This window comes from Sutcliffiella tianshenii (assembly GCF_016908565.1).
Lineage (GTDB): Bacteria > Bacillota > Bacilli > Bacillales > Bacillaceae_I > Sutcliffiella_A > Sutcliffiella_A tianshenii.
Window position 1 is genome coordinate 395,584 of record NZ_JAFBED010000002.1, and the last position, 22,872, is coordinate 418,455.

At 42.1% G+C, this 22,872-nt stretch carries 20 protein-coding genes and 1 pseudogene; 11 read left to right on the plus strand and 10 right to left on the minus strand.

Annotated elements, in window-relative coordinates; translation table 11 throughout:
* The first annotated feature begins 16 nt into the window (after window positions 1–16).
* On the plus strand, window positions 17–814 hold the full coding sequence (locus JOC95_RS05470; protein WP_204414221.1) for a hypothetical protein: 798 nt from the start codon (window positions 17–19) through the stop codon (window positions 812–814).
* Between the two features lie 89 nt (window positions 815–903).
* Entirely contained in the window at window positions 904–2,541 is a 1,638-nt protein-coding gene (locus tag JOC95_RS05475; RefSeq protein ID WP_204414223.1) for an AMP-binding protein, read from the plus strand.
* Between the two features lie 377 nt (window positions 2,542–2,918).
* Here the strand turns inward: JOC95_RS05475 and ltaE are convergent, their stop codons facing one another.
* On the minus strand, window positions 2,919–3,953 hold the full coding sequence (gene ltaE / locus JOC95_RS05480) for a low-specificity L-threonine aldolase (protein WP_204414225.1): 1,035 nt from the start codon (window positions 3,951–3,953) through the stop codon (window positions 2,919–2,921).
* Between the two features lie 126 nt (window positions 3,954–4,079).
* Here ltaE and JOC95_RS05485 point away from each other — a divergent pair, with 126 nt between their 5' ends.
* Window positions 4,080–5,312 (plus strand): MFS transporter, encoded by a 1,233-nt coding sequence (locus JOC95_RS05485; RefSeq protein ID WP_204414227.1) that lies wholly within the window; start codon window positions 4,080–4,082, stop codon window positions 5,310–5,312.
* An 89-nt stretch (window positions 5,313–5,401) separates the two neighbouring features.
* Window positions 5,402–6,463: a DUF3900 domain-containing protein gene (locus JOC95_RS05490; protein WP_204414229.1), complete on the plus strand. Its 1,062-nt coding sequence runs from the start codon at window positions 5,402–5,404 to the stop codon at window positions 6,461–6,463.
* Between the two features lie 241 nt (window positions 6,464–6,704).
* Here the strand turns inward: JOC95_RS05490 and JOC95_RS05495 are convergent, their stop codons facing one another.
* Genes JOC95_RS05495 through msrA form a run of 3 tightly spaced genes read right to left on the minus strand, consistent with a single transcriptional unit; the run spans window position 6,705 to window position 8,896 of the window.
* Window positions 6,705–7,091: a VOC family protein gene (locus JOC95_RS05495; protein WP_204414230.1), complete on the minus strand. Its 387-nt coding sequence runs from the start codon at window positions 7,089–7,091 to the stop codon at window positions 6,705–6,707.
* Window positions 7,092–7,112: 21 nt separating this feature from the next.
* A complete protein-coding gene (locus JOC95_RS05500; protein ID WP_204414231.1) occupies window positions 7,113–8,300 on the minus strand; it encodes a DHH family phosphoesterase in 1,188 nt (395 codons plus the stop codon).
* A gap of 50 nt (window positions 8,301–8,350) precedes the next feature.
* A complete protein-coding gene (msrA, locus tag JOC95_RS05505) occupies window positions 8,351–8,896 on the minus strand; it encodes a peptide-methionine (S)-S-oxide reductase MsrA (RefSeq protein ID WP_204414232.1) in 546 nt (181 codons plus the stop codon).
* Window positions 8,897–9,139: 243 nt separating this feature from the next.
* On the opposite strand from msrA, the gene JOC95_RS05510 reads away from it, so the two are divergent.
* A complete protein-coding gene (locus JOC95_RS05510) occupies window positions 9,140–10,675 on the plus strand; it encodes a hypothetical protein (protein ID WP_204414233.1) in 1,536 nt (511 codons plus the stop codon).
* 46 nt (window positions 10,676–10,721) lie between these two features.
* Here the strand turns inward: JOC95_RS05510 and JOC95_RS05515 are convergent, their stop codons facing one another.
* From JOC95_RS05515 to JOC95_RS05525, 3 genes are all read right to left on the minus strand, one after another.
* Window positions 10,722–10,988 carry a hypothetical protein gene (locus JOC95_RS05515; protein ID WP_204414234.1) on the minus strand — a complete coding sequence of 89 codons (267 nt, stop codon included), beginning with the start codon at window positions 10,986–10,988 and terminating at the stop codon, window positions 10,722–10,724.
* Window positions 10,989–11,084: 96 nt separating this feature from the next.
* Complete coding sequence (recQ, locus tag JOC95_RS05520) at window positions 11,085–13,241, minus strand: DNA helicase RecQ (RefSeq protein ID WP_204414235.1); 2,157 nt, start codon at window positions 13,239–13,241, stop codon at window positions 11,085–11,087.
* Between the two features lie 120 nt (window positions 13,242–13,361).
* Window positions 13,362–13,919 (minus strand): HD domain-containing protein, encoded by a 558-nt coding sequence (locus JOC95_RS05525; RefSeq protein WP_204414236.1) that lies wholly within the window; start codon window positions 13,917–13,919, stop codon window positions 13,362–13,364.
* Between the two features lie 197 nt (window positions 13,920–14,116).
* Here JOC95_RS05525 and adh point away from each other — a divergent pair, with 197 nt between their 5' ends.
* Window positions 14,117–15,637, plus strand: a complete 1,521-nt coding sequence (gene adh, locus JOC95_RS05530) for an aldehyde dehydrogenase (protein WP_204414238.1) — start codon at window positions 14,117–14,119, stop codon at window positions 15,635–15,637.
* A 1-nt stretch (window position 15,638) separates the two neighbouring features.
* On the plus strand, window positions 15,639–15,968 hold the full coding sequence (locus tag JOC95_RS05535) for a DUF779 domain-containing protein (RefSeq protein WP_204414240.1): 330 nt from the start codon (window positions 15,639–15,641) through the stop codon (window positions 15,966–15,968).
* 38 nt (window positions 15,969–16,006) lie between these two features.
* Here JOC95_RS05535 and JOC95_RS21600 read toward each other — a convergent pair whose 3' ends face one another.
* Window positions 16,007–16,537, minus strand: a complete 531-nt coding sequence (locus tag JOC95_RS21600) for a DUF3231 family protein (RefSeq protein WP_338083064.1) — start codon at window positions 16,535–16,537, stop codon at window positions 16,007–16,009.
* Window positions 16,529–16,987: pseudogene (locus JOC95_RS21605) on the minus strand (DUF3231 family protein); the annotation flags it as partial. The pseudogene JOC95_RS21605 and the gene JOC95_RS21600, both read right to left, overlap by 9 nt.
* Window positions 16,988–17,156: 169 nt before the next feature.
* Between JOC95_RS21605 and JOC95_RS21370 the strand changes: the two are divergent.
* From JOC95_RS21370 to trhA, 4 genes are all read left to right on the plus strand, one after another.
* On the plus strand, window positions 17,157–17,618 hold the full coding sequence (locus tag JOC95_RS21370) for a cupredoxin domain-containing protein (RefSeq protein ID WP_204414243.1): 462 nt from the start codon (window positions 17,157–17,159) through the stop codon (window positions 17,616–17,618).
* Window positions 17,619–17,733: 115 nt separating this feature from the next.
* Window positions 17,734–19,353 carry an ABC-F family ATP-binding cassette domain-containing protein gene (locus JOC95_RS05550; RefSeq protein WP_204414246.1) on the plus strand — a complete coding sequence of 540 codons (1,620 nt, stop codon included), beginning with the start codon at window positions 17,734–17,736 and terminating at the stop codon, window positions 19,351–19,353.
* A 121-nt stretch (window positions 19,354–19,474) separates the two neighbouring features.
* Complete coding sequence (locus JOC95_RS05555) at window positions 19,475–20,575, plus strand: AI-2E family transporter (protein ID WP_204414248.1); 1,101 nt, start codon at window positions 19,475–19,477, stop codon at window positions 20,573–20,575.
* A gap of 128 nt (window positions 20,576–20,703) precedes the next feature.
* Entirely contained in the window at window positions 20,704–21,351 is a 648-nt protein-coding gene (gene trhA, locus JOC95_RS05560) for a PAQR family membrane homeostasis protein TrhA (protein WP_204414254.1), read from the plus strand.
* A 41-nt stretch (window positions 21,352–21,392) separates the two neighbouring features.
* On the opposite strand, the gene JOC95_RS05565 is transcribed toward trhA, so the two are convergent.
* Complete coding sequence (locus JOC95_RS05565; RefSeq protein WP_338083059.1) at window positions 21,393–22,835, minus strand: phospholipase D family protein; 1,443 nt, start codon at window positions 22,833–22,835, stop codon at window positions 21,393–21,395.
* Window positions 22,836–22,872: the final 37 nt, after the last annotated feature.

Below are 22,872 nucleotides of genomic sequence, written 5' to 3' on the forward strand. Positions count from 1 at the left end.
ACCAAGGAGTGTTAAGATGACCGACGAAGAACAGTTACATCCCAAACCTAAATTATATGTCGACCATATAATGAGTGAGAGCAATCAGAGTGTCCTTAGGAAAAACTATTTGATGGAGCTTTTGAACAAGCAAGCCCAAACCAATGATACACTCTCTCATTCTGTATTTTATGTTCAGGAAAAATTAGAAGAGACAAATGCCCATCAACTGCATCAATTCGATAATATCCTAACCAAAATGGGGATCCAGGAGGAAGCAAGCGAACTCCTTAAGAAAGAAATACATCTTAACGATAGAAACACAAAGGAGGTAATAGATCGGCTCAAGGCCCTGGAATCAATGAGCGGAGAAGTGAGCAGAACCCTTGAGGAAGAACGTCTGATGAGCCAGGCAACAATCGATCAACTGTCATATCAAGAGGATTTGACGAGGAAAATACACAATCAGCTGAATGACTATGAAATGCTATATAAAGATATTCAACAGAAAATGAAGGATCAGGAATCCCTTTACGAGCAAATTAATAGACAACTTGAAATACAGGATATGTTTCATCAAACAGTCATTCAGCGCATGGATCAACAGGATGCCAATACAAAGCAGATTGAAAATAAAATGGATACATTAAGGCAAACAATGATAGATAAGATTGATGCTGCAGTCCTCTATTTCGAAACCAAATACAAACAAACTCTCTACTATTTGGGGAATCTGTTTAATACAAAAGGAAAACGGATTATTCCTAGGAAGCTCCCTCAACAAAAGGATGAATCAATTGAAATGACCGAAAAAGAAAAAGTCAGTGTAGATTAGCTGCTATTATGCAGCTAGTCTTTTTTAAATTGATTTTTCAGAACATTCATACTAATATTTAAGTATCACATATATTGGAGGTATCTCAAATGGCAGAACTTGTACATAAAACGATTGGAGACCTATTGGATGAAACCGCTGGAAAATTCCCGACCAAGGAAGCTGTCGTCTATGTGGAGCAAAACCTTCGCTATACATATCGCGAGTTCCAGGATGTTTGCAACACTGTAGCAAAAGGTCTTATGAGCATGGGAGTCAAAAAAGGTGATCATATCGCCATCTGGGCATCCAACAAACCAGAGTGGGTCATTACTCAATATGCAAGTGCAAAAATAGGTGCAGTGCTTGTAACTGTAAATACCAGCTACCAATCCCAAGAGCTTGAGTACCTCCTGAAACAATCGGATTCTACCACCCTCCTTCTTATGGAAGAATTCAAAGGGGTCAGCTATCTTGATACTTTCAAAGAAATCTGTCCGGAGGTTGCAGAACAGCCCCCTGGCGAGTTGACATCTTCCCGGTTTCCAAAACTGAAAAACATCGTCTTTCTTGGAGATTATCCTCATGCTGGAATGTATACGTGGAATCACTTATTACGGGCAGGGACTGAGATTTCAGATGAAGCACTGCAGGAAATTCAGCAAAGCCTCTCACCGGATGAGGTGATCAACATGCAATATACATCAGGTACCACCGGTTTTCCAAAAGGTGTCATGCTCTCCCATTCCAACATTATCAATAATGCCATCAATGTCGCGGAATGCCAGCGGCTGACAGAGGCGGACAAGATCTGTATCCCTGTGCCATTCTTCCATTGCTTCGGTTGTGTGATGGGGACGCTTGCAGCGGTTGCAACCGGTGCAACAATGGTTCCTCTCGTAACATTCGATCCGCTTCTTGTGCTTAAAGCGGTGGAACAGGAGAAATGTACAGCGCTTTACGGCGTACCGACCATGTTCATTGCCGAGCTGAACCATCCAGATTTTCATCAGTATGACCTATCGAGCTTACGGACCGGCATCATGGCCGGCTCCACCTGCCCGACAGAGGTTATGAAAAAAGTGGTACATGAAATGGGGGCCAGTGAAATCACGATTGCATACGGACAGACTGAAGCTTCACCGGTCATCACCCAGACAAGACCAGATGATAGCATCGAGCGAAGAGTTTCAACCGTAGGTAGGGCCCTTGAAAATGTAGAGGTGAAGATCATCGATCCGACAACTGGAGAAACCGTTCCGAACGGTGTCCAAGGGGAGCTTTGTACAAGAGGATACCTCGTCATGAAGGGCTATTATAAAATGAAGGACCAGACCGTTTCTGCCATTGACAGGGATTCCTGGCTTCACACCGGTGACCTTGCCACGATGGATGATGATGGATATATCCAGATCACTGGCCGGTTGAAGGACATGATCATCCGTGGCGGAGAAAACATCTATCCACGTGAAATTGAAGAATTTCTCTACACACATCCGAAAATATTCGATGTCCAGATTGTTGGTGTCCCCGACGCAAAGTTCGGCGAGCAGGTTGCCGCCTTCATCAAGGTAAAAGAAGGAGAGATGCTCTCGGCTGAAGAAGTAAAAAGCTATTGCTCTGGCAAAATATCGCGTTTTAAAATTCCACACTATGTCGAAATAGTAGATGAGTACCCGATGACCGCGTCCGGAAAAATCCAGAAGTTCAAGCTAAAGGAATATGCCGTGCGGGAGCTTGTGAAATAAGCTATTGGAGGCTGTCCAGAAAGTCGGTTTGACTTTTTGGGCAGCTTCTTTTTAAATACACACTTGTTGGGATTACGTTAGTAGCTTACTTTTATTTTTTTTAGCGGGCTTCCTTCTATGAAATCCATTAAGCGGGCTTCTATTGGCCTTTTTGAGTATGTCTCCCTTAGAAATGGCCATTAGCCACCTTCTATTGACCTTTTTGAGCTTTTGACCCTTTTAAATGTCCATTAGCAACATGCTATGGCACTTTTATTCAAGTTTCCCCCGTGAAAAGTCCATTAAGGGGACATCGGATAGTGCTTCCATAGAATCGCCATAATTACTATAAAAGTAGGAAAAGGACGACCCAACATTAAGGCCCTCCCATTCTCTCCCTATTTCTTAATCTCTTCCCTTACCTCAATAATCGCCTCAACTGCTTTCTCCAACTCTGCCCGGCTCACATCATAGTGGGTTGTCAATCTCACCTGTGTAGGTCCGAAAGTCACGGCAAGGACTCCTTTTTCTTTCAGCGCAGCGACGAACTTATCAGCTGAACATCCAAGCCCGCAAACTTCCAAGACAACGATATTGGTGTCCACGGAGTTGGTAATGATCAAGCCATCAACCTCACCTAGTGCCTCAGCCAAAAATCTGGCATTTTCATGATCCTCGGAAAGTCTCTCCGTCATTTTAGTCAATGCCACCAATCCCGGTGCTGCGATGATCCCTACCTGCCTCAAACCACCGCCCAGGCGTTTTCTCCACTTTCTTGCTCTTTTGATGAATTCCTCAGACCCTGCAAGGATGGAACCGACTGGCGCACCAAGCCCTTTTGAAAGGCAAATCTGCACTGTATCACAGTATTGGGTAAATTCCTGAATGGAACAATTTGCAGCGGCTGCTGCATTAAATAGCCTTGCCCCATCCACATGGACAGGTATATGATGAGACTGTGCATGCTGATAGATATCCCTCATATTGGATACAGGAACAATAGCTCCACCGGCACGGTTATGGGTATTTTCGATGCAGATCAAGCCGGTTTCAGGAAAGTGCTGGTCCTCAGCCCTGATGGCTGCGAGCACATCATCGGGGTTCATTGCCCCATTTTCACCTTTGATTGTTCTTGTTTGAACCCCAGCAAGTGCTGCCACAGCCCCCGATTCATAATAGAAGATATGTGAATCCGCTTCCAGCAATATTTCATTTCCCGGTCTGCAATGTGTAAGAACGGCAATCTGGTTCCCCTGCGTTCCGCTTGTAACAAACAGCGCCGCTTCCTTCCCCAGCATTTCAGCAGCTTTCTCTTCCAATCTGCGAACAGTGGGATCTTCTCCATACACATCATCCCCCACTTCCGCTTCATATGCTGCCTTCCGCATTTCTTCCGTCGGTCTTGTAATCGTATCACTTCTTAGATCTATCATTATGAACCTCCATGGGGACAACAGGTTCCTTGTCCCAATTTATTTCGCTTTCCGTAAAAAACGATACCTTTTGCACAAAATGTCATGCTATGATTATCATAGTTCAGCGCAAAGGGAGTATTCAATATGTTAGCTCAAAAAATCTCTATACCTAAAGAAGAAAACAAAACAGTCTATTCCATCCTATTCATCATCGGCTTGGTGCATCTTTTGAATGACGCCATCCAGTCGGTTGTCCCTGCTTTGTTTCCTGTTCTCGAAAATTCGATGGGACTGACATTTACGCAAATCGGCCTGATTGGATTCGCGTTAAATGCAACCTCATCCCTGATCCAGCCGGTAGTCGGATTATATACAGATAAACGACCTTCGCCATATGCTCTTCCAATAGGTCTTATCTTTTCATTTGTTGGGATTGTGGGCCTTGCAATTGCACCTACATTCTGGCTGATCATAATCTCTGTTATGTTTATAGGTATTGGTTCTGCCACGTTCCATCCGGAAGGTTCAAGGGTGGCCTATATGGCTGCAGGGAACCGCAGGGGATTGGCACAATCCATCTATCAGGTCGGAGGCAATTCCGGTCAGGCGCTTGCACCACTTATCGCAGCATTTCTATTGGTCCCATTCGGGCAATTCGGTACAATATGGTTCACCTTGGTCGCCGGTCTCGGGGTGTTTCTATTATTCTATATTGCCAGATGGTATAAAATGAAGGTTTCCGAATCAGCAGCAAAAGCTGTGATCAAAAAAAAGACAGTTTCCGGGAACAAACAGCTTGAACAAAAAAAACTTGTACTATTCTCTATCACTCTATTAATTTTCCTTGTATTCGCCCGATCCTGGTTCCATGCAGGAATAACAAATTTCTATCCCTTCTACCTAATTAAAAATTATGGCCTGTCAATAGCCGAATCACAGATCTATATTTTCATTTTCCTTGGAACTGGAGCCGTCGGGACTTTCTTTGGGGGACCCCTTGCCGATCGATTCGGTAAGAGAAACATGATCCTCCTCAGTATGCTCGGTTCTGCACCGCTAGCTTTCCTTCTTCCCTATGCGGGTCCGATGTTCTCCTATGTTCTATTGGGTGTGATCGGGTTCATCATCCTTTCCAGTTTCTCAGTAACCGTTGTTTATGCCCAAGAACTAGTTCCAGGGCGGATAGGACTTGTATCCGGCCTTATTGTTGGCCTTGCTTTTGGAATGGGTGCTGTGGGATCAGTAGTTCTTGGTATCCTAGCTGACTGGATTGGTTTGAATAACACCATCATGTTTGCAGCTTGCCTGCCGTTGATCGGACTGCTCACCTTCCTCCTTCCAACAGATCAGAAGTTAAGGGAAATGCATGGAGAGTGAACACTTCTCGCAATTGACCCACCGTGGTCAGTTGCCTATACTGATAGAGTGATTTTTAAAAGATAATAATATGAATTAGGTGATTAATCTTGGATTTTGATATTCAGTCTCTGGCCTTTTATGTGATTGAAATTGAAGGCAGCGGAGATAATGCAAAAAAGCATTATAAGCAAATGGCAACTCTTGATGAAGCGCACTATCAGGATAGCCCTTTAAAATCCTTTCTTAACGGGGAACTCATGAAAATCTCCAAACGAAAGGTGGACCGTCACCCCAAAAGTGATCAGGTGCCAACAAAGATAGGTCGTTTCACAGTGGAACCAGGCTACGATCTTGGCTCAAATCCAAACTACAATCTATTCCACCGCATTAAATTTGCCGAGACAATGGAACAGTTCTCCAAGGCAAGTGAAGAAGTAGCAAGAACCTATACCGATACCACTGCAGTGAGGGGCGGGGTGCTGATCATTGCACGTGCCAAATTGAATAAATATTTCGATGAACCTTTTGTTTTTGTCCTAAAATGTGACTTTGAACAGAAGGTTGCCAGCATTACAGATGAAAAGACATTGATACATAATGTGCAAATGGCCATCACGACTAAAAATATGAAGTCGATTCAATACCCTTTCATGCCTGAGGAAGGGATGGTTGAGGAAGGTGAACTGAAGATCCATCAATCCTCCCATTCCCGCTATTTTGAGGATTTCCTCAAATATGTGGAATACGGGGAATCGATGCCGGAAATCATCAAGACCCAAGTGATGGGAATGGTCCATCAGGAGCTCGCAGAAACCTATCAGGACGAAAGTGAAGAAAAGGAAAAAGCGGAGTCGGCGATGGAAGCGTGGGCAACAAGCCCAAAACGGGAGCTGCAGGAACGCTGGTCGGATGAACAAGTAATCGAAGCTTCCACGAGCATAATCGAACATACGCCCGATATCGAACTCAAATTCAAGCTCGACCACCTTTCCGTTAAAGGCATTCTAGCAGATTTCGGGGAAAATATTCATATCGCAAGGATCAATAATAGGGTGGTCGTCCTTTTGGAGGGGGATTTTCTGCAATTCGAGAAAAACGTCTCCCCTGTCGAAATGCTGAAACCGAGCGATCTGAAGCTGATAGTGGAAAAGCTGGAACGAAAGCATTAGCATATTAGAAATCTAGAGGATATGAATATAGATTGATTTTTGTGGAAACATATCCCTATCAATTAGATGGGGTGAGCAAATGGATTGGTGGACGTTCCTGCGCTATGCATGCTCTATTTCGGGGATGATTTGTCTTGGCTTTACCTATGCATTAATGATAAAGAGTTCTAAAAAGAAAACAGAAAAAATGGAATAACTAAAAAAAGCAGGAGTCCATTGACCCCTGCTTTCTTCATTAACATCAATTTTTCTCAAAAAGCTCGATCCGCTCCCCATCTGGTCCTTCAAAAAAGATGTATCTTGCTCCATTGGGAAGGGTAGTGATTTCATTTTCCACAAATTTGACATCCATGCTCTGAAGACGCTCGTATTCTGCCTCGACATCATCCACAGTCAAAGCGATATGATGTACCTTGCCTTCTGCATGCAAAGCATCATTATATCCCTCAATCAACTCAATTTCTGTTTCACCTTCCACCTCAAACCCCAAGAAAGCGAGTTTAATTTTTCCGTTCGGATGGTCGAGCTCCCCTTTCAATTTCAATCCGAGGACATCTGTATAGAATGATGTCGATTTTTGGATATCCTTCACCATTATCCCAACATGCTCTAGACGTTTTATTGCCAACGTTAACCTCTCCCTTCCTTATTAGCTGCTGCGCAGGCGGCGGATATTTTCAATAAGGAATGTCACATATTCCTCATCCTTCACAAGCCATGCAGCAAAGTTTCTTTTAATATACGTTTCCGCCTCTTGGAATGTCTGAAAACTTTTATCGAGAAGCTGTTCATTATTCTCAATCTCCCATGAACCATTTTTCCTCGGAATCAGGAATAGGATGCCCTTCGATTTTGATTCATAAAGAACTCCGTTAGGAGATTCCTTGACATTGAATATATTCTTGTCTGCATCTGCTTTCAACGGCTCCAATGGGAATGATTCAGCCACATAAAGCTTGTAGGCCGATTCATTTAGATTGCATCCCGAAGCCTTCGCATGGCCGCCACCTTCAAATTTGCCAGCCACCTCGGACACATCAACATGATCATGGATCGTCCGCAGGCTTATTCTCTTGCTTCCCATGTTGATCATGGCAATGTAATCAAGATGTGGATTTTCTTTTCCCAGTGCATTTCCTAGCTCCGACAAAAATGATTCAGCATACACGATCCCTGCCCATTTGTCTCCAACCTGTTTTTGAACCAGCTCCCTTTTTTTGCGGCGCAGGTACTTTTCCATCTTTTTCTCTTCCATATTCAACAACTGGTCTTCGAGGTCATCGAATCGAAAATCCGTGGAATCCTCAAGCTTTGCAAGCATTCTTGCTTCGAATTCTTCAATCGACATCATATACAATAGATCGTTTAACCTTTTTGCCTTAGTATTATTGTTCCTATCCCATTCCCAAGTATCGTATTGGCGGATGAGTTCCACAAATTCATGGATCGCTTCTGTTCTTTCCAATAGCTGATGGTTCTGAAGATATTCATAAAACAGGGAGGTTGCACTTGTCAAACGTCCATCTTCATATTCTACTTGAACAAATGCCCAATCATAATCATTAAGTGTAAGTGCCGTTTTATGATGATCGATAAACTGAACCTTTCCTCCGGCTTTATTTAGGGAATCCAGCTTTTTTGCATTTTCTTCATGGACCGATAAGTCCGTTATGTAAATGGTGTTGTTGGGAATGGCGTGTTCAAGGTAATTGGCAACCTGATAATTTAAGCTTCCAACAGAATTATAGTGTACCTCGACTTTTTCCTGAAATGCGATTTTAGCCAATATTCCACAGCCGACCCCGTCCAGATCGTTGTGTGTAAACAAGTGGATCAATGCAGTCACTCCTTTTCTGAACAAAATAGAGGCCGAAAAACTCGACCTCCTTATTTAGTATATTCTGCTCCCCAATACTCCTTTATATGAGCATCCCTTCCGGATTCGACCCGTTCTTGTTTATATTTTTCGGGATTTTTTTTGTAGAATGCCTGATGGTAGTCCTCAGCAGGATAAAAAATCATTGCGGGAAGGATTTCGGTAACAATCGGCTTTTTGAAACGACCACTTTCTTCAAGCTCTTTTCTGGAGCTTTCTGCAAGCTTTCGTTGTTGATCATTATGGTAGAATATTGCTGTTCTATATTGGCTCCCTCTATCAAAGAATTGGCCGCCGTCATCAGTCGGATCAATTTGCGGCCAATAGAGCTCAAGCAACCGTGTGTATGGGAACAATTCAGGATCAAATTCGATTTGAACAGCTTCGTAGTGACCAGAGTCCCCTTTTTTAATTTCTTCATAAACAGGATTGATGCTTTTTCCTCCCGTATAGCCTGAAATGACGCTGACTATCCCGGGCATCTCGTCAAAAGGCTTAACCATGCACCAGAAGCAACCTCCTGCAAAAGTTGCCACTTCTGTTTTTACAGTTGTCATTAAACAAAACCCTCCTCTTAAAGCAATTATGTATTTGATGGAATTTTACACTAATTATGAGGTTGATACAATGAATTTGTTCTCCGATTAGTTTACATAATAAAATTATGATTAAGAAATATAAACTTAATCTTTAAACTTTTTCGTGGTTGCGTTTACATACATTTACTATCTTTTCGTAGTATTGTACGATAATCCTTTCTGTCAAAAACATATCTATAATAGAACGATTGGAGTACACTCATGCAAATAATAGAACAGATTACACATCTGCAATTAATGAATCAATTTTGGCTTCTTCTCCTCTTTTTGATTCCGATGGTCTTGATTTCAAGGATGGCAGTTGCAGGCACACGCTTTTCCCCTATCTTGATCATTGTCATATTAGGATTATCCTTGGGTTACTTGCTGGTTTACACTGGTGTCGCTACACCTGGATTGGCGGAATTTCCATTGGTTGACTTTATGGCAAGGACGACCATCATTGCCCTGATTGTCTCATTCTTTGTTGGAGGCCAGGAGCTTCGAAAAATTCTCGGGAACAAAGATCTCGATTCTGAGGATATCATCACACCTTCTGATGAAGAAACGATCCTAGGAACAAATCGCAGTCAATTCATTTTTATCATTCGCGCATTTTTCCTATTATTCGGGCTTGAAGGCTTAACTCGCCTACTATTGAACGATGAGGGGAGTATTTTCAGCAGCACCTATCCTTTGATTGCGTATATCGGAATCATCGGAGCAGTTCTCTTCATCGATAATCGTGCAAAAATTAATAACAAACATCAATATATACGTAAAGGGCTCCTTGAAATGGGTACCATTGTTCTTGTGTTGGTATTTTCTTTTCATATCGCCACTCTCGTGAAACCTTTCATTGCTCTGCCGCAGATATTCTTTGCCATGATGATTTCTGCTGCTTTAGGTGCAATACTATATAATTGGACATTTGGTCCTACTGTCCGTGCGCTCTTATATGCCGGTATTCCTGTAGTACTTGCTGCAAACTTCATGGTCGGTGGTTCGAGGATCGGTGATGCTTTTTCTATCACCGGAATGAACGCAGTGTTGGCATACGGGTTTTTCGGCCAGTTGTTCTGGATGTTCGGTGGGATCGCACTTGTCATGTTTTTTGCCAAAACAGCCCACGCTCGCAACCTTGCACCTGGTATGGCTGGTTCCTTGTCTCACTCAGGTTTGACCGGGGCCTGTACCGCAGGTGACTTCGGTGCGACTGCTGCAAAAAGGGCACCAATCATGATCAACATCCCATTTTTCGGGCATATTTTCGTGTTTTCCGTATTGGCCATCAGTGCAGAGCGCGGAAGCCTCTGGATCTGGCCATCGCTACTTATTGTAGCAGTAGGTATCTTCCTTACTGTTCTTTCCTTGATAAATTTAAGAAAATCTGCCGGGGAAGATAAGAAGGAAGTAAAGGCCTTGATGCAATTTTCATTCGGCTGGCAGATGTGTGCCGTGTTTGGCGGTCTCGCACTTTTAAGCCTCAGCACGATGAGTCTTGATTATGCCGCTATGGCTCAATCTTCTGCCATCTCCCACTTCGGACTGTTTGCAGCCATTCAAGGAGGAATGTTTGGCTCGGAGGCTTCTGCCCTGATTCCATTCATCTTCTCCATGCCATTCCTGGTTCACCCGTTGGTGTTTTTCATGTTTGGTAAAGCCATGGAAAACAATGGTGAAATGCCGATCAAACCTGTTTATATCCTTGCTTTAATAGGTGTTGCCGGCGTTGCTTTTGCCATTTTTGGTGTTTAAAAATATGAAAAGCCAGGAAATCATTTGGATTTCCTGGCTTTTATTTTTATTCCTGTACCTTTTTATTATAATAATCCACAGAGTACATCGCACCCTCACTTACCATTTTATTATCCTCGATATCCTCAGGGTCCGGATTTCCCGCCTTTTCAATCGGAAGGTTTGATTTTTTCAGATTAAAAGAACCGATTCTGCTTTTAAGTCCTTTAGTAAACGAAACGAGCTTATTCCTGCTTGGATTATATGCAATCAATCCCACGCCTGTAAGCCCTGCTCCTACTAATAGATACGACTTTAGTGGACTTTTATTCATTTTACATAAACCTCCTACTAGAAATGTTTTATGATTATTCTTTGTTTATACCCCATATGGGAGGTATAAAACATGCAGGAGAACTGAAGATGCCATTCAAATCATCTGGTGCTTGATCATGACGGCCTTGATAGCCATATAATCGATTTCTTCCGGCAGAGCCTCTTTTATTGGTTTCAGCTTCTCGGCGCCAGCCTCTTCTACAGCTTGAATGATCGCTTTTTCATATTCTTGTGGAATGAAAACATCCCAATCTATTACCACGTCTTCCTCTTCTGCACATTTAAATAGGTGGTTTTGAATGGTGATGGTACTCATTTCTCTTTCTTTTGCTATTTCCTTTATGGACAACCCTTCCATGAAAAGCTTGTAGGTAATAAGATGACTCGGCTCTCCTGTTGTAGCTTTGTTTCTTGTGCTTACTGGGGATGGTTTACGCTGCGATGATTCCATCAGGTTCGAAGAAGTATCCATTTCTATGCCATTCTCTGTTACAAACCTGATTATCTCCTCTTCAAACAGCCTGCCAAACTTCTCGTATTTTTGTTCTCCCACTCCTTTGATTCCAAGCATGGCATCCTTATCCTGAGGGTAGAACTTGCTCATTTCCCTTAAGGTGCTATCGGAGAAGACGACATATGGCGGGATCCCGGCCTCTTCGGCGACCTTCTTCCTCAACGCTCTCAGGGCTTCAAATAAATCGCTGTTTTCCGATATCCGTTCCACCGTTTCCTTCAATTTTAAAAGGACCTTTTCTTGGTTCTTTAACACCGGTACAGCCCTCGAACCAAGTTTCACAATAGGATATTGGCCTTCAGTCAAATATAGATAACCCTCTGCAATCAGGATATTTATCAAGTCAACAAGTTCCTTTTCCGTATAATTGCTCATAAGTCCATATGTAGGCAACTGTTCGAAGCGGAATTGCTGGATCCGCTTATCCTTTGAGCCTTTCAACACTTTTGCAACAAGCGTGGCACCGAACCTTTCATTCATTCGATGGATACACGAAAAAATCTTTTGTGCTTCAAGCGTAATATCCTGCTCGACATATTCATCTGAACAGTTGCTGCATTTCCCACAGTCTTTTTGCGTGGTCTCTCCAAAATATCGGACAATATAGCTTTGTAGACACTGTTGTGTGTAGCAATAATCCATCATGGATTGTAGTTTTTGGTATTCCTGCTGCTTTCTTTCGGGAGATCTGATGCTCTCTTCTATCAAAAATTTCTGTAACTGAACATCCCTTGCGTTAAACAGAAGCACACATTCACTTGCTTCTCCATCACGGCCTGCCCTTCCTGCTTCCTGATAATATGCTTCCACTGTCTTAGGCATATTATAGTGAACGACAAAACGGACATTCGATTTATCGATGCCCATTCCAAATGCATTGGTGGCAACCATGATTTTTACCTGATCAAAAAGGAAATCATCCTGGAATTGTTTTCGTTCCTCTTCAGAAAGTCCTGCATGATACTTCCCCACTGCATATCCTGTTTCGCTTAAAAGACCGTATAGTTGATCTACTTCCTTTCTTGTGGAAGCATATACAATGCCAGCTTCGTCCTTATTTGCTTTTAAATATTTTTTTAGGAACGACTCTTTATTTACTCCTCTCAATACAGAAAAGGTTAGGTTTTCCCTTGTAAATCCTGTCACAAAGGTAAAATCCGCATCAATATTCAAAATGGAACTGATATCATGGATGACTTCCTTCGTGGCTGTCGCTGTAAAGGCTGCAATGATAGGATTTCCGGCGAGCCTTTGTATGAATGTGCCCACTTCCCTGTAGCTCGGTCTGAAGTCATGTCCCCATTGTGACATGCAATGAGCTTCATCGACTGCTACGAGTGAAATCTCGATATGCTGAATCGCATTAACAAAATCATAGGAATCAAGCCTTTCCGGTGCTAAATAAACAAGCTTCACTTCACCTTGTTCGATGAGCCCTAACCGATGCTGAACTTCACTGAAGGATAGCGAGCTGTTTATATATGTAGCCTTCACCCCGATGCTGTTCAAAGTATCCACTTGATCTTTCATAAGGGAGATGAGAGGGGAAACGACAATGGTCACCCCATCCAAAAGCAATGCAGGTATCTGATAACAAATGGATTTTCCTCCCCCTGTCGGCATGACACCCAGCGTATTATTTCTATTCAATATGTTTTGTATGATTTGCTTCTGCCCAGGCCTGAAATCCTGATAACCGTAATAATGTTGAAGCATCTCAACAGCTTGTCCGTACATAATGCACCTCTTTTTACTAAATGTAGATTGGTAAACTAATGAGTATAGGTGTTACGTGGAAAAAGAATAGAGTAGGTGGAAGGGGAACTACCACCATACTATCTGAATTTTTGATAGCATTCAACTTTCTTCCTCAGGGAATAGTTCGTGGACGGTCTCGATCAAAGCTTGAAGAATATTGGTTTCTTGCATATTTTCATTTTTGGCGAAGCTTGCGAGGATGCCCCTGTAATACCACTCCTGCTGTTCTGCTCCTCTATTGAACCGGGACCAAATCGCATCTCCCGACTCTTTTTTGTCTTCGATGATACTTTGGAGATTATGCATTTTGTCGGCACAGATGACATATCCAGTCTCCCTATCCACCGTCATGATGTACTTTAGGGTATGATCTTTTCTTTCTTCCCATGGCGCATCCTTGACTGGCTCTGAACATCCCTCCACAATCCTCGCTACATTTTCGTTAAAAAGTATAGAAATGTCAGAGAGAGTAACTTCAGTGTCCTCCACAGTATCATGAAGGATGCCAGCACAGATTACATCTTCTGAACACCCGTACTCCTGCAAAATCATCCCCATTCTTACAGGGTGTACAATATAAGGTATGCTTGTCCCTTTTCTTACCTGACCTTGATGCGCCTTGGCCGCTACTTTCAAAGCTTTATCAATCTTATCCATCAAACTCCCCCACCTTACTATAAATTCCAAGTTCAGTTCTCTTATTCTATCATGTTATAACATCGTATTGCTTGATTTATATTTTCAGAATGTTTAAAATTTACCTTACAATAGGTTGTCTAACAACTTGTATTGATAGTTTTGTATCCGCTTACATAGTTGGAAGCCTATTAGTATCTACTTAGGAGGAATTTTCAATGATTTACGCTAATCCTGGTGAAAAAGATTCAATGGTTTCCTATAAGAACCGATATGACAATTTCATTGGTGGAGAATGGGTTGCACCTGTTAAAGGTGAATATTTTGAAAATACCACTCCTATTACAGGACAGGTCTTCTGTGAGGTTGCAAGATCCACGTCAGAAGATATTGAATTGGCTCTCGATGCCGCTCATAAGGCAAAGAAAGCCTGGGGTCAAACCTCTGTTGCGGAAAGAGCAAACATACTAAATAAAATTGCCGATAGAATGGAAGAAAATCTGGAAATGCTTGCAGTTGCAGAAACTTGGGAAAATGGTAAACCTGTCAGGGAAACACTGGCTGCCGACCTTCCACTTGCAATTGATCATTTCCGATATTTTGCTGGCTGCATACGTGCACAGGAAGGATCGCTTGGTGAAATCGATAATGATACCATTGCCTATCATTTCCATGAGCCACTAGGTGTTGTTGGACAGATCATCCCATGGAACTTCCCGCTCCTGATGGCTACCTGGAAGCTTGCCCCTGCACTTGCTGCCGGAAATTGCGTAGTATTGAAGCCTGCCGAGCAGACACCGGCATCCATTATGGAGCTGACTGAACTTATAGCTGACCTCCTTCCTCCTGGGGTATTGAATATAGTTAATGGCTTTGGTGTGGAAGCCGGAAAGCCGCTTGCTTCGAGTGACCGTATTGCAAAAATTGCTTTTACCGGGGAAACCACGACCGGCAGACTGATCATGCAATACGCTTCACAGAATATCATCCCTGTCACACTCGAGCTTGGCGGCAAGTCGCCTAACATCTTCTTCGAGGACGTCCTTGCAGCTGATGACGATTTCTTTGATAAGGCCGTGGAAGGTTTTGTAATGTTCGCCCTTAACCAAGGCGAGGTATGTACTTGCCCTTCCCGTGCACTGATCCATGAATCCATATACGATAAATTTATGGAACGGGCATTGGAACGAGTTGCACAAATCAAACAAGGAAATCCACTTGATACCGAAACCATGATCGGGGCACAGGCTTCGTCCGAGCAGTTGGAGAAGATTCTTTCCTATTTGGAGATCGGTAAAGAGGAAGGTGCCGAACTGTTGGCTGGCGGAGAGCGAAATGTGCTTGAAGGAGACCTTTCAGGTGGCTATTATGTAAAACCGACTGTCTTTAAAGGGAACAATAAAATGCGTATCTTCCAAGAAGAAATTTTTGGTCCGGTTGTATCGGTCACAACCTTTAAAACTGCAGAGGAAGCACTTGAGATCGCTAATAATTCCCTATATGGCCTTGGTGCAGGAGTATGGACGAGGGATGTAAATACCGCATACAGATTCGGCCGTCAAATTGAGGCTGGCCGAGTATGGACAAACTGCTACCATGCTTATCCTGCAAATGCTGCATTCGGCGGATATAAGATGAGCGGAATCGGACGGGAGAATCACAAGATGATGCTCTCCCACTACCAACAGACAAAGAATATGCTGGTGAGCTATAGTCCCCAGAAACTAGGATTCTTCTAAAATGGAAAAGGTCAAGGCGACAGAGGCTGCTATTGAGCTGATAGAAAAGCTGAAAGCCAAACACGGTCCTGTTCTTTTTCACCAGTCCGGTGGCTGTTGTGATGGCAGTTCACCCATGTGCTATCCTAGGGATGACTTTATGATCGGTGATTCTGATGTGTGTCTTGGGGAGATTGGTGACACCCCCTTCTACATGAACAAAAAGCAATACGAATATTGGAAGCACACACAGCTCATCATCGACGTTGTTCAAGGACGGGGCGGGATGTTTTCCCTTGAAGGCCCTGAAGGTGTTAGGTTCCTTACCAGATCCAAAGTTTTCCCTTCCTAAGAAAGGATGTCCCCAAATTCCAGGGGGCATCCTTTTTATTACAGTTTTGTATGAGGCGGCTCCTCCATCCAGCCATGTTTAATCATCAACTTTCCACCATCTTTTGCATAATCGAAAATATCTTTTGCTATCATTGTCATAGTTGTCGGAAGATCAGACCGCAGACTAAAGGAAGTACCCAAAGCATTACTCGTTAATCCAAAGCTTGAGAGCAAGCTTGTTAAATACATCATCAACTTATCGGAAAAAGGAGCTTTTGTAGAAAGTGTCGGATTACCCCATGCAACTGCAGGAGGTTGGATATCACTTTTTAAAAGGATTTCACTGAAAGTATCGATTATTTTCTTTGCTAACTCCTTTCCTTCCTTGAAATACTTTTTCACATCTTTATCTTCTGTAACTTGTTCGAATCCTTTTAAAAGCTGGAATCCCAATATATTTGTTTCAATCCCTTGATATATCAAAGAAAGCTCAATGACATTCAATGGCCTTTTTTCACTTAAAATGTTAAATCCAGCCATATAACCTTCCCCTTTTACAAACTCCGCTTTCTCAGGCATCGGAATCATCGGTGGTCGTGCAAGGATCCCTTCCTTTAAAAGAAACTGTGTCGTTGAATTGTAGGTATGATGAGACAGATTTGACATCCTCATGAAGAGGTCTGTAATGTCCTCTCTATAAGTCATGGTCAAATGAAGGGCATTCAAGCCGATTGTCACTTTCATCATGATTCTTAAAAAAAGCAAATCAAAATACTCGTCATACAACCGAGGAGTCCCAGAAATAACATCATTGCTGACATACCCCATGGGAATCGCTATGTTTTCTTTTTCAAATATACTCTTTATTTCGTTTATAAACTTGAGTTCCTCATCATAATAACTTTGTATAGGTTCTTTTAATTGTTCCTGCATCTGTGTCTCCAAAAAATGTTCCAAAATCCTCGCAAGCATCGTTTTTTGTTGATAGGTCATCCAGAGGTTTCCTATTTCAGAGGATGATAATTTTTTATCCATTCCATTCCCATCCTTCCACTCTTTTCAATGACCTTAGTATGTACAGAAATAATACAGATATGATAATGCTGCCTTAAATTTTCAGCACTATGATAAAAAAAGAGACAACCCTTTCCGACATCGAGCATACCTATTATTAGATAGACATGCTTGAAAAGGGAGTGGATTTTCTGTGAAATTCTTAATCGTAAAAAAGAGTTGGATCATTACAGTATTTCTTTTCTTCATAGTTGCCTTGGGCGGCTGGTATATCGTCAATATAGGCGTGATACCGACCACAGGGAAACCTGCACAGGATGATCAGTATATATATCATATGATTACCTCGGAATTTAAGACGACCTTGGCTGATGGCTCCGAAATGGAAGCCTATCGTTTTGATCCTGGTACCCTCACTGTTCCAAAAGGCAAGGAAGTTACAATCAGCGTCATCGGAGTGAACGGTTCTGAGCATCCTTTTACAATTGAAGGTACCGATATATCTGGTGTCATAAAAAAGGGCGAAGAGACGCTGATCACCACCACTTTTGACAAGCCTGGCGTGTATCAGCTGGTTTGTACAACACATACCAATCATGAACATCATGCGAACCAAAAAATCCCTCCAATGATTGCCTATATCTATGTATATTAGGGAAGCTGGGTCACACCCGGCTTTTTTATTTTCCCCAAAAACGAAATGATTCTTTTGCAACCCCTCTATTTAATGGTATAATTTCAACGACATTAATTTTGGAGGAAAAGTATACATGCTTACAGTTACAAATATAAGTCTGCGTTTTGGTGATCGAAAATTATTTGAAGATGTTAATATAAAATTCACTCCTGGCAACTGCTACGGTCTTATCGGGGCAAACGGAGCTGGTAAATCTACGTTCCTTAAAATTCTATCTGGCGAAATAGAAGCACAAACTGGTGATATCCATATGAATCCAGGCGAACGTATGGCCATCCTAAAACAAAACCACTTTGAGTATGAAGAGCATGAAGTAATGAAAGTGGTTATTATGGGGCATTCCCGCTTGTATCAAGTCATGCAGGAAAAAGATGCAATCTACATGAAAGAGGATTTCTCTGATGAAGACGGTATGCGTGCTGCTGAACTTGAAGGCGAATTTGCCGAGCTAAACGGTTGGGAAGCTGAATCCGAAGCTGCGATCCTATTAAAGGGTCTAGGAATCTCTGTGGATCTTCATGATAAGAAGATGTCGGAACTGACTGGTGGAGAGAAAGTGAAAGTCCTTCTTGCTCAAGCCCTTTTCGGTAAACCGGATGTCCTTCTACTGGATGAGCCTACCAACCACTTGGACTTGAAAGCGATCCAATGGCTGGAAGAATTCCTTATCAACTTTGAGAACACAGTCATCGTGGTTTCCCATGACCGTCACTTCTTGAATAAAGTTTGTACACACATTGCCGATCTTGACTACGGTAAAATACAGATCTATGTCGGAAACTATGACTTCTGGTACGAATCAAGCCAGCTTGCCTCAAGACTTTCTTCTGATGCAAACCGTAAAAAAGAGGAGAAAATCAAGGAACTTCAGGCATTCATCGCCCGATTCAGTGCAAATGCTTCCAAATCGAAGCAAGCTACTTCCCGTAAAAAATTGCTTGACAAAATTTCCATCGATGATATTAAACCGTCATCAAGAAAATACCCATACGTTAACTTTACTCCTGAACGTGAAATTGGTAACGACCTACTTCGTGTCGAAGGATTAACGAAAACGATCGATGGGGTAAATGTCTTAAACAACGTGAGCTTCATCATGAATAAAGATGATAAAATTGCCCTGGTTGGTGGCAATGAAATTGCCAATACGACCTTGATGAAAATCTTGACTGGTGAAATGGAGCCGGACAGTGGAACGTATAAATGGGGTATCACCACTTCCCAGGCATATTTCCCTAGAGACAACTCCGAATACTTTGAAGGTGTGGATGCAAATCTTGTCGACTGGTTGCGTGATTTCTCTCCTAACGACCAGACAGAAAGCTTTTTGCGCGGCTTCTTAGGAAGAATGCTATTTTCCGGAGAAGAAGTGTTAAAGAAAGCAAGTGTCCTTTCCGGAGGGGAAAAGGTACGTTGCATGCTTTCCAAAATGATGCTGAGCGGATCGAATGTCCTCTTATTGGATGATCCTACAAACCATCTTGACTTGGAGTCCATCACTGCATTGAATAACGGTCTGATCAGTTTCAAAGGGTCCATGATCTTCACTTCCCATGATCATCAGTTTATTGAAACGATTGCAAACCGTATCATTGAGATCACACCAAATGGTATCGTCGATAAGCAAATGACTTATGATGAGTACTTGGAAGATCCTGCTGTACAAAAGCAATTAGCTGATTTATACGCATAATTCAGAAAAAAGTCTTCTTCTCGGAAGGCTTTTTTCTAAATGACTGAAACCTTTTGGGACAATAAAACGTAGATAAGGCCAGCTTTCCAATTTAACTAGTTTAATAAAAGAGGTGTAGAAATTGCCACAATCGAAGTGGTTTCGTATCGGCTATGGGCTGATTGTCATTTTATTGATCATTTACTTGCTTTCCCTTGTTAATTTCATTTTCACCCCTATTACTATCATGATCAAAACATTGTTTGCGCCAATCATATTGGCGGGAGTCATGTATTATCTGCTCCGGCCCCTGGTGAATCTGGTAGCTCGCTATATTCCAAGAGGATTGGCAATTTTAAGTATTTATTTAATGTTCATTGGATTGATCACGTTATTGCTATTCCTGATCGGTCCAACCCTTCAGCAACAGGTAAACAGCTTAGTGAAAAATACACCTGATATTGTAAATGATATACGTGACTTTACTGTTGAATTGCAGGAAAATGAGTATATTGCAAGATTCCAACAGGACGAGCGGTTCTCGTTAGAAGAAATTTCCGGTAAGATAGCTGATAATCTGAACGCCTATTTGACTGCTTTCGGATCGAACGTGATCAATGTCATAAGCGCCATAACAGGCTTTATCGTTTTGCTTGTCATCATTCCGTTTGTCCTCTTTTACATGCTGAAGGATGGAAACAGCCTTCCTGATCAGATAATAAAATTCATCCCAAGACAGCATGAACGTGAAGGACGGGATGTCCTAAAAGATATGGATATTGCCATCAGTTCCTATATTCAAGGTCAGATCATAGTAAGTATTTTCGTAGGTGTGCTCATCTATATTGGATTTTTGATCATCGGCCTCGAGTATTCCCTTGTCTTGGCCTTGATTGCGATGTTCACCAATGTGATACCGTTCATTGGTCCATTCATTGGAACCATACCTAGTATCATCGTGGCATTTTTCGATGAACCGATCATGGCCCTTTGGGTTCTTATTGTGGTCATTATCGTCCAACAGCTTGAAAGTAATCTTGTTTCCCCACAGGTGATGGGAAAGAAACTAGACGTACACCCTTTGACTATCATTTTATTATTGCTTGTAGCGAGTAAGTTTGCCGGCCTTTTGGGATTATTACTCGCAGTACCGACATATGCCATATCCAAAGTCGTGGTTCTCCATACGATTCGTTTCATTAACTTGAGAAAGGTAAAAGTGACTGAAGATACACTTTTATGATTCTTAAAGCATGGGAAGGTCTGCTCCTTCCCATGCTTTTTTTCTTTTCAATGGAACTAGAATTAATTTCCTGATATGATGGTATTAAGTTTTTAGTTCATTAACTTGAGAAAGCGTGGGGATAAGTGATGGCTCAAACACATACTTTTTCAAAAGGAGAGGAAATTGCCAATTCCATTACACATGGCATCGGCATTCTGCTTAGTGCAGCGGCACTGGTACTTCTCATCGTTTTTTCGGCAATGAATGGGACACAACTACATATACTCACCTTCATCGTTTATGGCGTGACGATGCTGATGTTATATACCGCCTCCACTTTGTTGCATGCATTGCCTAAAGGCAGGGCAAAGAACGTCTTTGAGATCCTGGACCACTCCTCCATCTACTTTTTTATAGCTGGGAGCTATACTCCCATTACATTGATCATCATGGATGGGGTTTTGGGATGGACCCTATTCGGAATCGTTTGGACGCTTGCTCTGGCAGGCACGGTTTTCAAAGTATTCTTTGTACGCAAATTTCTTTTTGCCTCCACCATCCTATATGTATTGATGGGTTGGCTGGCTATCTTCGGCTGGAGTGAAATTACTGCAAAGGTGGGTATGACAGGTATCGCCTTCTTAGTCACAGGTGGGGTCGTATATAGCCTTGGCGCCATTTTCTATATGTGGCGGGCATTCCCCTATCATCATGCAGTGTGGCATGTCTTTGTGCTTGGAGGTACAGTGCTTCACTTCTTCTTCGTGTTGCTTTATGTGCTTCCTATAAAATAAAACAAGCAGGAATCCCTGCTTGTTTTATTTTGCTTTGCTATTTAATAGGTCGTAAACCTCAGTAGCTTCTGTATGCGATATAATACTTTTTTGACAGGAGTCGTTTCATCCTGATACTTTTCCAATGGAAGGGTGAACTCTGCATCTTCATTATTCCATAATCTTTGGAAATAGCTGTCCATTTCCTTTATGATATCTTCATTATTCGGTGCCATAATTTTAATATCCGTTTCCAGATTAAGATCAAACAGATTCCTTCTTGTAAAGTTTGCAGAACCTCCAATGATTGTCGACTCTTCTGGACGTTTGAAATAAATCATTTTTGGGTGATACTGCTCTCCGCCGGTATTAAACCATTTTATCTCTATTTTCCCTTTCCCTTCCTCTACCATCTCCGCTGCCACAGGTCTATTTGGCATTCCAATTTTTTGTTGCCCAAAAGCATGTTCATTCGGATCGAGGACCATCTTGATCGTTACCCCTCTTTGAGAAGCTGCTATCAGCTCATCCACTACTTTTCTTTCGGCTAGATAGAACATCCCAACCCAAATATCTTCTCCTTTTTCTGTTTGTTTGATTTCTTCTACAAGATGTTTTAGGATCTTCCCTTCTGTCAACAGTTGTACTGCAATATTTTTATTATCAGTTTCCTCTAGGTCTGCCTTATTATCATAGGCTGGTAATTCTCCCTCATCAGAAAAATCAAGGACAGCCTGCTCAGTTTTGAGAAGATCTCCTATGATGGGACCTGAAACTTCGAATGCCGTATTGGAGTGGTAGCCACTAGCATCATGAGGATTTGCAGATGAAATGATTGCTGTCTTATCTGTAATGACAACTTTGCGGTGATTAGCTTTAACATTAAGTAATTTTAAATAGGAACGAACGGTTGTTTCTGGAGCATTTTTAGACATCGGGTTCTTTATCCAGCCAGTCCCTCCCTGCCCGAACCATTGAAAAAACACTCTCCATACACCTGAGTACAGTGGATTTGAATCGCGAAGCACGTCCAAATTTGTTTTCACTACTTTTATTCCACTTTCATCGAGCATCTTCAGCTCCTCCGCTTCATGGGAGCCATATGTGGTATTAATTTCGTCCGTTATAAAAACCATTTCCATTTGAGGGTTTTTCTTCTTTTTGTCAAGAAGCGCCTTCAATAAGTTTTCACTTAAGGGTGGAAAGTCTCTCTCCCCATCATTGTAGCCATTGAATAAAAACATATCGATAACCACAAATTCCTCAGCCTCTTCGATTACTTCGAATATTCGGTCGAATATTTCATGTTCCGTAACAACCTCATCATTTCTTTTATAAGTCAAATCGTAAAGGAATTCTACGTCATCGACATAATGCTCTTTCCCTTCAAAAGAAACATTTTCCGGCAATGGTTTGTAGCTATGATAGATACTTGTACCAATGACTATAAGAACAATAAATCCAATGAAAAGCGAAATTTTATATTTTTTTATCAGCCTGATCACAAAGCTTCCCCCTACATTCATGTATATAATATATTTC

Coding starts and splice junctions, on each gene's coding strand:
- JOC95_RS05470 (WP_204414221.1), top strand. CDS start 17: ATGACCGACGAAGAACAGTTACATCCCAAACCTAAATTATATGTCGAC.
- JOC95_RS05475 (WP_204414223.1), top strand. CDS start 904: ATGGCAGAACTTGTACATAAAACGATTGGAGACCTATTGGATGAAACC.
- ltaE (WP_204414225.1), bottom strand. CDS start 3,953: ATGATAGATCTAAGAAGTGATACGATTACAAGACCGACGGAAGAAATG.
- JOC95_RS05485 (WP_204414227.1), top strand. CDS start 4,080: ATGTTAGCTCAAAAAATCTCTATACCTAAAGAAGAAAACAAAACAGTC.
- msrA (WP_204414232.1), bottom strand. CDS start 8,896: ATGACAACTGTAAAAACAGAAGTGGCAACTTTTGCAGGAGGTTGCTTC.
- JOC95_RS05510 (WP_204414233.1), top strand. CDS start 9,140: ATGCAAATAATAGAACAGATTACACATCTGCAATTAATGAATCAATTT.
- JOC95_RS05515 (WP_204414234.1), bottom strand. CDS start 10,988: ATGAATAAAAGTCCACTAAAGTCGTATCTATTAGTAGGAGCAGGGCTT.
- recQ (WP_204414235.1), bottom strand. CDS start 13,241: ATGTACGGACAAGCTGTTGAGATGCTTCAACATTATTACGGTTATCAG.
- JOC95_RS05525 (WP_204414236.1), bottom strand. CDS start 13,919: ATGGATAAGATTGATAAAGCTTTGAAAGTAGCGGCCAAGGCGCATCAA.
- adh (WP_204414238.1), top strand. CDS start 14,117: ATGATTTACGCTAATCCTGGTGAAAAAGATTCAATGGTTTCCTATAAG.
- JOC95_RS05535 (WP_204414240.1), top strand. CDS start 15,639: ATGGAAAAGGTCAAGGCGACAGAGGCTGCTATTGAGCTGATAGAAAAG.
- JOC95_RS21600 (WP_338083064.1), bottom strand. CDS start 16,537: ATGATTCCGATGCCTGAGAAAGCGGAGTTTGTAAAAGGGGAAGGTTAT.
- JOC95_RS05550 (WP_204414246.1), top strand. CDS start 17,734: ATGCTTACAGTTACAAATATAAGTCTGCGTTTTGGTGATCGAAAATTA.
- trhA (WP_204414254.1), top strand. CDS start 20,704: ATGGCTCAAACACATACTTTTTCAAAAGGAGAGGAAATTGCCAATTCC.